The following is a 12,941-nucleotide window of genomic DNA, read 5'->3' as shown; positions in this document are numbered from 1 at the left end:
TCTTTATTATCAACGACTCTTAATATAAATAATCTTTTTATAGTAATGAAAAATGCCAAAATTGCATCATTACTTTTTGTTTTGTCTGCAGGAAGTATGATGTTTGCCCAAGATGACTTAATCAACAAGTTAAAAAACAACCAATCACAAAATGCTAATTTTCAGTTCACAACGTTAAAAGACGTTGGTGCAACTTCTGTAAAAAACCAGGGTTCATCAGGAACTTGCTGGAGCTATTCAGGTAATTCTTTCCTTGAATCTGAAATGCAGAGAATGGGTAAAAAACCTGTAGATCTTGCTGAGATTTTTACAGCGAGAAACTCTTATCATGATAAAGCGAAATTATATGTTTTAAATAATGGTGCAATCAGCTGGGGTGACGGAGGAGAACTTCATGACGTAATCAATATGTACAAGAAGTATGGTGCAGTTCCTCAGGATGTGTACACAGGATTAAAAGCCGGACAAACTACGAATAACTTCAAGGAAATGCAGGGGAAACTGAAGCCTGTTCTTGACAGCCTTGTTCAAGCTTCTTCAAAAGGAAAACTTACAGATAACTGGATGGATTCTGTAGATGCTATTCTTGATGAATATTTAGGAAAAGTACCTGCTAACTTCACATATGAAGGGAAGAATTACACTCCGAAAACATTTGCAAAGGAAGTAGTGGGAATCAATGCTGAAGATTATGTAGAATTATCTTCTTATAAAGATTATGCATATTATGAGAAATTTGTAGTTCCGATTCCTGATAACTGGAGCCACGATTCTGACTGGAATGTTCCAATGAAAGATCTTACAGCGATCATCGACAATGCAGTAACGAAAGGATATTCTGTAGGCTGGGCAACTGACGTTTCTGAGCCTTATTTCTCTTACAAAAATGGTGTAGCTTATGTTCCGGATATGGAGCTTGATCAGATCACTGCAGAGAATAAGCAAACTTTATTTACAGAGCCTAAAAAAGATAAAACAATCACTGAAGATATGCGTCAGAAAGCACTTAATAACCTTTCTACAACGGATGATCATGGTATGCATATCGTAGGTTTGGCAAAAGATCAAACGGGTAAAGAATATTATATGGTGAAAAATTCATGGGGAGTAACCAATGATTTCGCCGGATATCTTTATGTAACAAGACCTTATGTTGAATACAAATCAACAGCGATCCTTGTTCACAAAAATGCAATCCCGAAAAGCATCTTAAAACAATTGAAACCAACTAAGAATATTGGTTTATAAGATAAAGAAATCATTTCTGCCGGTTTAAAGGCAGTTTTAGATATTTAAATCTGTTAAAACCCGCTTTCGGAAATTCCGGAAGCGGGTTTGTTTTAAAATATAACCTTTGAAAAAATATATTTCCCATTTTAGTGCAAAATATTGTTTGATTTACAAAAAATATTATATTTGTATGAATCAACAAATTAATTAACATGAAAAATCTAAAGAAATTAACAAAATCGACATTAAAAAACATCATCGGAGGAAATGCACCACAGTGTGAAGGAGATACTGTTGCCTGCCGCCACAAAGCTGAAAATGGAGTTCCTGCCTACTGGTCATGCGAACCAGCTGCAACAGGATGCAGATTCTTATAAAATAACCTTCAAAGCCTTTAGAAGTTGTTTATAAAACAAATAAGAACCCGATTTCAGAAATTCTGAAATCGGGTTCTTTAATAAATAGGTGAAAATTAAATATAAAGTGAATTATGCTGATTTAATATCAGGTTGAATGGTCAAATTAACTTTGCAGGTCAATAAATTATGCTGTAAAAAATTGACAGCGAAGTAAATTCACTATTCGTTATTGATATTAAAATAAAACGCCCATACTTTCTGCTGAAAAATCCAGAAGAGCTTCAGTGTTTCCATCTTTGATCTTCTGTACCCATTGATGATCCTGCAAAATGGCTCTTCCTACCGCAACAAGATCGAATTCTTCATTATCAAGTCTTCTGATCAGCTCCGTAAGATCTGTCTTTTCTGTTCCCTGTCCTGCAAAAGCATTAAGAAAATCTCCGTTCAAACCTACAGAACCTACTGTAATAGTTGGCTGTCCTGTAATTTTTTTAGCCCATCCCGCAAAGTTTAAATCAGAACCTTCAAATTCAGGTTCCCAGAAACGACGCTGTGAACAGTGGAAAATATCTACACCAGCTTCTTTTAAAGGTAACAACCACTCTTCCATTTCATTTGGAGTGAATGCCAGTCTGGTTTTATAATCCTGCTGCTTCCATTGTGAAAGACGGATAATAATGGTAAAATCATCTCCTACTACTGCTCTGATAGCCTTTACAACCTCCACAGCAAATCTGCTTCTTTCCTTTAATGTTTTACCGCCATATTCATCTGTTCTTGTGTTGGTCACCTCCCAGAAAAATTGGTCGATCAGATAACCGTGAGCTCCATGAATTTCAATACAGTCGAAACCAAGGTCTTTTGCTGATTTTGCAGATGCTGCAAACTGTGCAATGGTATCCTGAATATCTTCAATGGTCATTGTTGAAGCCTTTTCCATTGAAACCAAAGGATAATCCTCAGACATTCTTGTATCTCCTACATGCCAGATCTGAGGGCCCATTTTACCTCCATTCTGATGTACGGTATCTATTACATTTTTCCAGCCGTTCAAAGCTTCATTTCCGTAAAAATCAGGAATGTTCTGCATATTTTTTGATCCCGGTCTGTTGATCACAGTCCCTTCGGAAAGAATTAATCCTACTTCTGAAGCGGCCCTTCTCCCATAATAGTCTGCAATATTCTGAGTTGGAACTCCATTGTCAGACTGTGCTCTGGTCATAGGAGCCATTACTATTCTATTTTTAAGCTGTAAATTTTTGTATTGAAACGGTTTAAATAATGATGATGTGCTCATATTTAAATTTATATTTTATAATTGTTACACAAAGTAACTAATAATAGTTCGTTTTTGTATCTTTTATAAAAAAAATAGTGGTAACTTCGCAGTAACTTACATTAGTAACATCAAAGTAACGTATGAAATTTTGGTTCCATATGGTATTTAAATAAAGATTTTCTTATGAAAAAGAATGAATTAATGCAATACAGCTGCCCTCTGGGTAAGGCAATGGCCGCTTTAGGAAGCAAATGGAAACCTATTATAGTTCTTGTTATTAAAGACAGGAAGCTACGTTTTGGAGAACTGGCAGTACGCATTAATGTCATTTCCAGAAAGGTATTAACGGATCAACTGAGGGAAATGGAAGCCGATGGACTGGTGATCCGTGAAGAGTTTAAGGAACTCCCTCCAAGAGTGGAATATTCTCTTACAGAAAAAGGACTGGCATTGTTACCGATCTTATATTTACTGGAGGAATGGGAAGCAAAATATCAGGTGAAAGGACAGCATGAAAATAAAGACTGTGCTTTTTTGAATGAAGAAGTAAAAAATAAAAAGGCTGTCAATGCTTGATAACTTTTGCTTTTTAAAACAATTCTGAAAACCATTTATTAATTATCCGGCTTACTTTTTATAAATAAGGATAAAATAAAAAATGTAATTAAAAACATAATAAATTGAATAAAAAAAACAGGCCATACACTTGGATCAGCATATCTGAAGCCAAAACTCAAAATTGATACAGGAAATGTTATTAATAAAGCATATAAAGTCCATTCACCATATAATGGATCACTGCCGTAGGCTGAACATACTGCCAATGTTCCGGTTCCTACATATAGCATTGAAATAATGAGTGTCCATTTTTGGGACTTCAAAAATGAGGTTATTTCTTTCATTTTTTATTTAACATAATTGAGTACTTTCAAAAAGGTAAGTGTATAACCAAAAAGTAAGTATATAGGTTCTGAACTGTTTCTGATGCAAATTTGCATAAAAATTTTCATTATGAATTACAAAGAAATTGCAAAAGAAACTATTGGAAATCTGTATAAGACCCACAACAGCATTAGAAAATCCGGGATTGATGAAAAACTAATTGCACTCGTTGAACTTCGGGTTTCTCAAATTAACGGCTGTGCTTATTGCTGCAGTTATCATGCAAAAGAACTCTCTGATTTTGGCTTTGAACAGGATGTCATTAACAGACTTCCAGGCTGGAAACATACCAATGCCTTCGACGCCCAACAAAAGCTTGTTTTAGAATGGGCTGAAGCCGTTATTTACAGCAAAGATAACTGGCATGACACCAAAACAAAACTGATAGAGCAATTTACAGAGCGTGAAATTATAGAATTAACCGCAAGTATTACTTTAATGAATACACTAAATAAACTGAGAATTACTCTGGCGGAATGGGATTAAAAAGCCAACAGGTTAGCAATATATTACACCGTTTATTTGTCAGTTGGTAATTTATTAAGTTTTATCTGAACGCTTTCATGATAACTACCATTAATATAATTCACAAATCCTTTCTCTATAACAGCTTTTGAACCTGCTGTAGGAATTGAATCTTTGTATTTAAAATAAAGAGTATCATTTTTTAGTTGATAGTTTCCGTTATACACATCTTTATCCCGTATCATTCCCTGAGAAATAAATTCAAAGCTTTTATCATCATACATTTTCAAATAAATCCAGCCTAAAGGAGCTTCTCTGCCTGCCAGCAAAACCTCTTTTTTATCTTCTTTTTTACAACATATAATTATTAATATCAAATATAAGAGTCTAATTTTCATGATTTATCTTTAAATGATTCAAGCAAATATAAATTAAAACCGCTCCCCAAAGGAAGCGGTTTCAAAATTTATTTAAAATCCCAATTAAAATATCGCAGGATATTTCTGAGGATTTGTTTCATTAAACATAGCGTAGATTTTTTCTACCATATCGTCTGTAGACGGCTTACTGAAATAGTCACCATCACTTGCATACGCAGGTCTGTGATCGTTTGCTGCAATCGTCAACGGATCAGAATCCAGGTATCTGAAAGCTTTCTGCTTTTCAAGGATCTGCTGTAAGATGAATCCTGTAGTTCCTCCTTCCACATCTTCGTCAATCACTACTAATCTGTTGGTTTTCTTAACACTTTCAGCTATTTCGTGAGATAAATCGAAAGGAATCAATGACTGAATATCAATTACTTCTGCCGAAATCCCTAATTTTTCCAATTCGTTAGCTGCTTCTGTTACAATTCTCCACGTAGAACCGTAAGTGACCAAAGTAACGTCTTTTCCTTCTTTTGTTACTTCAATTTTACCTACAGGAACGGTGAATTCTCCTAAGTTATCAGGTTGTTTCTCTTTCAATCTGTATCCGTTCAGACATTCTACGATGATCGCAGGTTCGTCAGCCTGAAGCATAGTGTTGTAGAATCCGGCAGCTTTAGTAAGGTTTCTAGGTACCAATACCAGAATTCCTTTTGAAAGGTTAAGAATACCTGCCATTGGAGAACCTGAATGCCAGATTCCTTCTAATCTGTGACCTCTTGTTCTGATGATCAATGGAGCTTTCTGCCCTCCTTTCGTTCTATAGTGTACGGTTGCCAGATCATCACTCATTCCCTGTAAACAGTAAAGAACATAGTCCAGGTACTGGATTTCAGCGATTGGTCTCAAACCTCTCATTGCCATACCAATTCCCTGTCCAAGAATGGTTGCTTCACGGATTCCTGTATCAGCGATACGTAAAGCACCGTATTTTTCCTGCATTCCTTCCAATCCCTGGTTTACGTCACCAATGTTTCCGGTATCTTCACCAAAAATTAAAGTTTCAGGATATTTTTCAAAAATTTTGTCAAAGTTATTTCTGATTACTACTCTTCCATCAACATCTTCAGAACTGTCGGAATATACCGGCTTAATCTCCTGAATGTTTTCAGACTTCCACTCCGACTGAGAGTATAAGTGAGATGAATAGTTGTCTTTTTCAACAGCAGCCACTTCATTGTATTTCTGCATCAATTGATTTCTTTCTGCAGAGTTCGTTCCTCTTGTTGCCAGTAAAGCTTTTCTTACTAAATGGAAAATATCCTTTTTAGCTTTTGAAACAAGTTTATTGAATTGAGAAATATATGTTTCAACTTCAGCATTCTGCCCTTTAAGGCTTTCTACTAAAGGTAAAATAGAATGAATAAGTTCTGATACTGCTTTCTGATAGTTTTCCCAAGCCGTTTTCTGTCCTGCTTTTGCTATCTTTTTTGCTTCTTCATCAATGGCTTCAAGCTCCTCAGTAGTAGCAATCACCTCTTCATTTCCATCAATTTCAATAGAATAGTTCAGAATCCATTCTTTAAATTTTGCCAATCCGTCAAACTCAGCTTCCCAAGCCAGACGTTCTTCATTTTTATATCTTTCGTGAGAACCGGATGTAGAGTGCCCCTGAGGCTGAGTAACATCAATTACATGAACCACTACCGGTACACTTTCTGTTCTTGCAAAATGTTCTGCCTTAGCATATGCATCCAATAATGCAGGATAATCCCAAGCTTTCACCTGAATGATTTCACATCCCTGATTATCTCCTTCTTTTCTCTGGAAACCGCTTAGCATCTCACTGATGTCAGCTTTTGCTCTTTGATTTTTAGTAGGAACTGAAATTCCGTATCCATCATCCCAGATAGAAACAATCATAGGAACCTGAAGTGCACATGCCGCATTCAGAGTTTCCCAGAAATGACCTTCTGCTGTAGAAGCATCTCCAATTGTTCCAAAAGCTATTTCGTTCCCTTCTCTTGAGAATTTTTCTGAACCTTCAAATTTTACACTTTTATAAATTGTAGAAGCCTGAGCCAATCCTAATAATCTTGGCATTTGTCCTGCTGTAGGAGAAATATCCGAAGAGATATTTTTCTGAGCCGTCAAATCTTTCCAGCTTCCGTCTTCATTTAAACTTCTTGTTGCAAAATGCCCGTTCATTTGTCTTCCAGCTGAAGCAGGCTCTCTTTCCACGCTTGTATCTGCATACATCTGTGCAAAGAAACTTTCTACCGTTAAGGCATCTATTGCCAATGCAAAAGTCTGATCCCTGTAATATCCTGAACGGAAGTCTCCATTTCTGAAAACTTTCGCCATTGCAAGCTGAGGAAGTTCTTTTCCATCCCCAAAAATTCCGAATTTAGCTTTTCCAGTGAGTACTTCTCTCCTTCCGAGATAAGACATTTCACGAGAGATCCTTCCTAACCTGTAATCTTCAAGTATCTGATTTTTAAAATCTTGAAAGGATATTTGCTGTGTTTCAATATAGGTTGTTTGCATAGCTAAGTAAAAAAGTTTTTTAGTCTTCAAGTATTTTGCTAATATACAATTTTTAAATTAATTTTAATTTTTAATAATCTTTTTTAAAAATTTGATAATAAAAAAAATTGTGCTTTATTTTGAAAAAAATTGTAAAAGATGGAAAAAAAATCACCTCACATTTTGAATGCGTCAAGCAATCTTTTAGGATTTTCATTGATTATCATGACATCTCTAAAAATCGCTAAAATCAGTCAGAATACATATTTGGACGAATTTGCAGGTCTTGCCAGCATTTTTTTTGCATGCAGCTGCTTCTTCTCATTTCTGGCTATCAGAACGAAAACTGAAAAACGGGAATACACCTTTGAGAGTATTGCGGATTATTTATTTTTAATCGCTTTATTTTGTATAGTTCTAGCTGTTATTATTGTAAGCCTAAAAATAATCTAATTCAAAAAATACCAAATCAATTGTCATTTTTGAACTATAAGCTATAGATATTTATCGAAAATCATTTATTTTCGTTTTTCTGGTATATTATTTGAAATTCACGTTAGTAATTATTTTTAAAACACTATAAGATGACAAAAAAATTACTGACCGTAGTTAAGGTCTTCGCCTTTTCTACACTTTACTTTGCACAGGTAGGAATAAACACCTCGAATCCTCAAACAACCTTTCATATTGACGGAGCTAAAGACAATTCGACATCAGGAGTTCCTACAGCAGTACAACAAACTAATGATTTTGCAGTGACCAATACAGCGCAAGTTGGTATAGGTACAATTACTCCAACAGAAAAGCTGGATGTAAGTTCAGGAAATGTACGTGTCCGAACTATTAATTCCAATATTGGAGTTGGAGGAACAGACAGAGTTGTTGTTGCTGATGCCACTGGTGTCTTGAAAACTATTGACTTTACAGCCTACTCATTATTTCATGCACGTTTGGCTGCAGATCAAAATATTGGCAGCGCAGCTTCAATCGTGACACTAATGTTTGCCAGCCCGGTTGCTACTTCCCCATTTTATTCTTACAACACCTCTTCGGGGGTTCTGACTTTTAGTCAGGCCGGTAATTATCTGGTGACTTTGCAGGCAAGTTTCACAAATATTTCTGCAGGAGCGCAATTACTTTTAGGTATCAGACCTGTTCCGGACAGTAACTACCTGGGAAGAGGAAGCCATTATGCAGGAGTCGCAACTCCCACCCTGACTGCTTCCACAAGAATTGGTGAACTAATGAATTATACAACTGTAATTGTAGTGCCTACAGCTGGTTATCAGATTCGTTTTACAGCAGCTCCCAATCAGGCATGCACTATTTTATCAACAGAGATGGGGCCTACAGGAAATGGAAATGTGACCAATGTAACGGTACAGAAAATATAATTAGGGAAACATAAAAAGGATTCGGCGCACCTGTGGTGCGCCGAATCCTTTTTATATATCAGTTTTATATATCAGTATTTTTAAAACTTTCTTTCAATTACATAATCTAACATACTATGTAACGATTTTCTTGCTTCAGAATCCGGAAACTCATTCAGGAGATTTTTTGCTTTCTGCTGAAAGTCTTTCATTACCTTAATGGCATATTCCAATCCTCCTGAGTTCTTAACGAATTCTATAAGCTCTTTTACACGTTTCGGGTTGTTATTATAACGTTTTATGGTATCGAAATAATACTTTCTATCCTTCTCATCAGCTATTTTCAGGGTATGAATTAAAGGCAGGGTCATTTTCTGTTCTTTAATGTCAATTCCTACAGGCTTTCCAATCACGTTTGAACTTAAATAATCGAAAAGGTCATCTTTGATCTGAAATGCCATTCCTGTAAAGGTCCCAAAGTTCATCATCTTCTTAGCCAAAGCTTCGTCTGCATTATTGGAAAGAACTCCTATTTCACAGCAGGCAGCAATCAGAGTCGCTGTTTTCTGGCGGATAATTTCATAATAAACATCTTCAGTAATATCCAGCTTTCTCGCTTTTTCCAGCTGAAGAAGCTCTCCTTCTGACATTTCCCGGATTGTTCTGGAAATTACACCAAGCAAGTCATAATCTTTATGATCTGTAGATAATAGTACGGATTTTGACAAAAGATAATCACCTACCAAAACCGCAATTTTATTCTTCCACAAAGCATTGATTGAAAAGAAATTACGACGTTTAAAACTTTCATCCACTACATCATCATGTACAAGAGTAGCCGTATGAATCAGCTCGATCATAGACGCACCACGATACGTTTTTTCAGTCACTTCACCCACCAGTTTGGCACAGAGAAATACAAACATTGGACGCATCTGTTTTCCTTTGGTGGTAACAATAAAACGGGTTACTTTATCTAATAAAGCTACTTTACTCTGCATTGATTCATAAAACTTCTGTTCAAAAAGTTTCATTTCATCATTGATCGGTCGTTTAATCTCTTCTACTGTATTTGCCACAATCTGCGAATGCTGGGTGAATAATTATTAATTCTCACAAAGATAATTTTTTTCGCTCAATTTTAAGACATATTAATCTTTGAGTTGATCTTTCGGGATAAAATAAAAAGAGGGTTTTGCAGTTCCCAATGGAGATTTAAATTTTTCTCCGGAAATATAGATTCCTGTTTTATCTACGCTTATTCCTTCAATCTGAGCTAATGAAAGAGCTGTTCCTAAATAATAATGCTTTGGCTTTTCTTTGAAAAATACCCCGGGCTCTGTTTCATTAAAGACATTTAAAAAGACTTCCGTTTTCTTGGTATATCCCACCAAATAAAGCTTTTTATCAAAATAGGAAGCATCTGTAACAACAAAACCTGTTGTATAGGTTTCTATTTTTTCTGCTTTCTGCAATTCTGAAATGTCTGGATCTACGATATAATGAGAGGTTGCTTTTGCAGCCCATTCTTTAGTAAAGATATGCAGCTTTCCATTCAAATAGATCATGGCTTCCGCATCAAAATCATTTCTGGTATTTTTAGAAATAAATTCTGTCTGTTCAGGATAATAAAAAAGAATTCTAGATCCGTCTAAAGCTCTTTCTGAACCGGGAATTTTAATATTAATAGACGTATCAAGACGTTCGTAAGGAACTTTATAAATCATCAGATCTTTCCTTGTTCCCGTATTATTTCCAAAATCTCCGATATAAAAGTTTTCACCGTCGTTTGCCAAAGCTTCCCAATCGTTATTAATCAAATTGGTTTTAAGTGTTCGGATAATTTCGCCATTATTTTTATCAATTTCAAAAAGCTCAGCTGGATTTCCGCTATCATTGAAGGTATATAATTTCCCGTTCAAAATATCCAGCCCTGAAGTTTCATCAATCTTCTCATTCAGATAATTAACTCTGTATTTTTTTATTTTCAGAAAATCGGTCTGCTGGGAAAATGCAGATTGAGTAATGATAAGGGCAACAATCAGAAAGAATTTTTTCATAGGACAAAAATAAGGTTTTATTGCCAGTTGAGGGGTTGGGATCTATACGAACATAGATTCTTACGGAATGGACAAACTAGGCGTTTTATTTCTCCACACACCTTGCCATTCCACAGAAATCTGAATATTTTATATAGTCCTTTGAAAAATTTTTGATTTTGTATTGTAGAGTTTAAGAGATTTATTATTTTGTTTATTCACCTTTCTCTATCTCAAAATAGAAAAACGGGCTGAAATAGCCCGCTTTTCCCTTAGATTTCTATCGATTTTAAAAACAAGTTTAAGCAGTTTTCTGCTCTTCCTGAGTTTGCTGTTGTTCTTTCTTTTTTGCCTGTTTTGCAAAATATTCTTTCTGGTATTGCCTTACCGTTTTTCCGGTTCCGTCATGTCTCCACCCCGGTGAATTGAAAATATAATTGATTCTGTCTGTGAATTTTAATCCTGGCTGTTTGAGATCTTTCCAGATTTTTCTCCATTCATAAAAAAGGACTGTATCTGGTCTGTTATCCGGCATTTTGGGATAAATCCCATACTTTACAGGAATATTAGGATCTTCTTTTTGAAAGGTTCCAAATATTTTATCCCAGATGATCAGACACATTCCCATGTTCTTATCCAGATATTTTACATTACATGCATGATGAACACGATGGTGGGAAGGAGTGACAAGAATATATTCTAAAAATCCCATACGCTTCACAGTCTGTGTATGAACCCACGTTCCATATACCTGACCAATGGCATAAGCCACCATAATATGCCACGGATTAAATCCTAAAAATGCAAGTGGTGAAAAATATAAATATCTGTAAAGCGGCTGTAGTACAGGGCTTCTGAATCCTGTTGTAAGGTTAAAATATTCTGAACTGTGGTGCGTGATATGAACTGCCCAGAATGCTCTGGAACGATGGTCAACATAATGCAGTACATAATAGGCAAAATCTGTGATTATAAAACAAGCCAGCAGATACCATACACTCAGATCCCATGAAAAAAGCCTGTGATTGTAGAAGAAAAACATTACGCCCATGGCAAACGCTTTCATGATAAGGTCCAGACCAAAGTTCATCAATGCCAGATAAACATTGGTAGCAAGATCTTTCCCACTATATAGCTTAGCTTCTGAAACATGGCTGTAAATCATTTCAGCTAAAATAACGGTTGCATGCAACGGGATAGCCCATGCATACACATTTTCCAGCCCATCCTCGCTCATAAGAAAATCCATCATCACAAAATAATTTGTGCAAAGGTAGGGCTTTAACCTTTTTTTAAGAAAGTTTTGATTTTTTTTAAGGAAATTTTAATCTGTTGCTTTGTTGGCCAATTGCCCGCAGGCAGCATCAATATCACCTCCACGGCTTCTTCTGACCATTACAGTAACCCCTGCATTTTCAAGCTGACGGATATAGTTTTCTTCCGCCTGTTTGTTACATTGATCATATTTTCCGTCACCAATCGGGTTGTATTGAATAAGATTTACTTTTGAAGGAACCTGTTTGCAGTATTTGATTAAAGCTTTAATATCTTCATCTCCGTCATTGATTCCTTTCCATACACAGTATTCAAAAGTAATGACAGAACCTGTCTTTTGATACCAGTACTGAAGAGATTCCATTATATCAGTCAACGGAAATTTATCTGAGAAAGGCATGATCTCGTTACGCTTGGATTCGATAGCTGAGTGAAGGGATAAAGCCAATTTCACACGCAGTTCATCATCTGCCAGCATTTTGATCATCTTTGGAATACCGGATGTAGAAACGGTAATTCTTCTTGGAGACATTCCCAATCCTTCCGGCTGGGTAATTTTCCTGATGGCTTCAACGACGTTTTTGTAATTCATCATCGGCTCTCCCATTCCCATAAATACGATATTGGAAAGTGGTCTTTCGAAGTACATTCTACTCTGGCTGTCAATCAGGGCTACCTGATCTACAATTTCAGCTACTTCAAGGTTTCTCATCCTTTTCAGTTTTGCTGTAGCACAGAATTCGCAGTTTAGTGAGCATCCTACCTGGGAAGATACACAGGCTGTAGTTCTTGTTTCTGTAGGAATAAGAACAGATTCCACCATCAGCCCGTCATGAAGTTTCACTCCGTTTTTGATGGTTCCGTCAGTGCTTTTTTGAAGAAGATCTACGGAAACAGGATTAATAGTGTATTCTTCGGAAATTTTTTCACGAAGTGATTTCGAAAGATTCGTCATTTCATCTATCGAATGGAGGTTTTTACTCCATAGCCAGTCATAGACCTGTTTCGCACGAAACGGTTTTTCTCCTAAAGACTCAAAGTAATCTTTAAGCTGGTCCAGTGATAATATACGGATATCTTTCATA

The 12,941-nt window shown here is 36.0% G+C and carries 14 protein-coding genes; 6 read left to right on the top strand and 8 right to left on the bottom strand.

Annotation, left to right across the window (positions count from 1 at the left end):
• The first annotated feature begins 45 nt into the window (after positions 1–45).
• A complete protein-coding gene (locus ACPF63_RS05385; RefSeq protein WP_077418604.1) occupies positions 46–1,248 on the top strand; it encodes an aminopeptidase C in 1,203 nt (400 codons plus the stop codon).
• Between the two features lie 194 nt (positions 1,249–1,442).
• The gene (locus tag ACPF63_RS05380; RefSeq protein WP_157885757.1) at positions 1,443–1,607 is read left to right on the top strand and encodes a bacteriocin-like protein; all 165 of its coding nucleotides are present in this window, start codon (positions 1,443–1,445) and stop codon (positions 1,605–1,607) included.
• Positions 1,608–1,824: 217 nt separating this feature from the next.
• Here ACPF63_RS05380 and ACPF63_RS05375 read toward each other — a convergent pair whose 3' ends face one another.
• Complete coding sequence (locus ACPF63_RS05375; protein WP_426482277.1) at positions 1,825–2,886, bottom strand: NADH:flavin oxidoreductase; 1,062 nt, start codon at positions 2,884–2,886, stop codon at positions 1,825–1,827.
• A gap of 165 nt (positions 2,887–3,051) precedes the next feature.
• On the opposite strand from ACPF63_RS05375, the gene ACPF63_RS05370 reads away from it, so the two are divergent.
• A complete protein-coding gene (locus tag ACPF63_RS05370) occupies positions 3,052–3,444 on the top strand; it encodes a winged helix-turn-helix transcriptional regulator (protein WP_426482276.1) in 393 nt (130 codons plus the stop codon).
• A gap of 38 nt (positions 3,445–3,482) precedes the next feature.
• Here ACPF63_RS05370 and ACPF63_RS05365 read toward each other — a convergent pair whose 3' ends face one another.
• The gene (locus tag ACPF63_RS05365) at positions 3,483–3,770 is read right to left on the bottom strand and encodes a hypothetical protein (RefSeq protein ID WP_426482275.1); all 288 of its coding nucleotides are present in this window, start codon (positions 3,768–3,770) and stop codon (positions 3,483–3,485) included.
• Between the two features lie 109 nt (positions 3,771–3,879).
• Here ACPF63_RS05365 and ACPF63_RS05360 point away from each other — a divergent pair, with 109 nt between their 5' ends.
• Complete coding sequence (locus ACPF63_RS05360; RefSeq protein ID WP_426482274.1) at positions 3,880–4,296, top strand: carboxymuconolactone decarboxylase family protein; 417 nt, start codon at positions 3,880–3,882, stop codon at positions 4,294–4,296.
• Positions 4,297–4,328: 32 nt separating this feature from the next.
• Here the strand turns inward: ACPF63_RS05360 and ACPF63_RS05355 are convergent, their stop codons facing one another.
• Complete coding sequence (locus tag ACPF63_RS05355) at positions 4,329–4,673, bottom strand: hypothetical protein (RefSeq protein ID WP_426482273.1); 345 nt, start codon at positions 4,671–4,673, stop codon at positions 4,329–4,331.
• A gap of 84 nt (positions 4,674–4,757) precedes the next feature.
• Entirely contained in the window at positions 4,758–7,190 is a 2,433-nt protein-coding gene (locus tag ACPF63_RS05350) for an alpha-ketoacid dehydrogenase subunit alpha/beta (protein ID WP_426482272.1), read from the bottom strand.
• Between the two features lie 138 nt (positions 7,191–7,328).
• Between ACPF63_RS05350 and ACPF63_RS05345 the strand changes: the two genes are divergently transcribed.
• Positions 7,329–7,622, top strand: a complete 294-nt coding sequence (locus tag ACPF63_RS05345; protein WP_047388112.1) for a hypothetical protein — start codon at positions 7,329–7,331, stop codon at positions 7,620–7,622.
• Positions 7,623–7,753: 131 nt separating this feature from the next.
• Positions 7,754–8,563, top strand: coding sequence for a hypothetical protein (locus ACPF63_RS05340; RefSeq protein ID WP_426482271.1), 810 nt, complete (start codon positions 7,754–7,756; stop codon positions 8,561–8,563).
• 80 nt (positions 8,564–8,643) lie between these two features.
• Here the strand turns inward: ACPF63_RS05340 and ACPF63_RS05335 are convergent, their stop codons facing one another.
• From ACPF63_RS05335 to rlmN, 4 genes are all read right to left on the bottom strand, one after another.
• A complete protein-coding gene (locus tag ACPF63_RS05335) occupies positions 8,644–9,621 on the bottom strand; it encodes a polyprenyl synthetase family protein (protein ID WP_426482270.1) in 978 nt (325 codons plus the stop codon).
• A gap of 72 nt (positions 9,622–9,693) precedes the next feature.
• The gene (locus tag ACPF63_RS05330) at positions 9,694–10,602 is read right to left on the bottom strand and encodes a hypothetical protein (protein ID WP_426482269.1); all 909 of its coding nucleotides are present in this window, start codon (positions 10,600–10,602) and stop codon (positions 9,694–9,696) included.
• A gap of 280 nt (positions 10,603–10,882) precedes the next feature.
• Complete coding sequence (locus ACPF63_RS05325; RefSeq protein ID WP_077418596.1) at positions 10,883–11,833, bottom strand: sterol desaturase family protein; 951 nt, start codon at positions 11,831–11,833, stop codon at positions 10,883–10,885.
• A gap of 72 nt (positions 11,834–11,905) precedes the next feature.
• Positions 11,906–12,940 (bottom strand): 23S rRNA (adenine(2503)-C(2))-methyltransferase RlmN, encoded by a 1,035-nt coding sequence (gene rlmN / locus ACPF63_RS05320; RefSeq protein ID WP_047388102.1) that lies wholly within the window; start codon positions 12,938–12,940, stop codon positions 11,906–11,908.
• Position 12,941: the final 1 nt, after the last annotated feature.

The organism is Chryseobacterium sp. R2ACT005, from assembly GCF_049949215.1.
Classification (GTDB): domain Bacteria; phylum Bacteroidota; class Bacteroidia; order Flavobacteriales; family Weeksellaceae; genus Chryseobacterium.
Note: the sequence above shows the minus strand (reverse complement) of the source record. Positions and strands in the feature narration are given on the sequence as shown.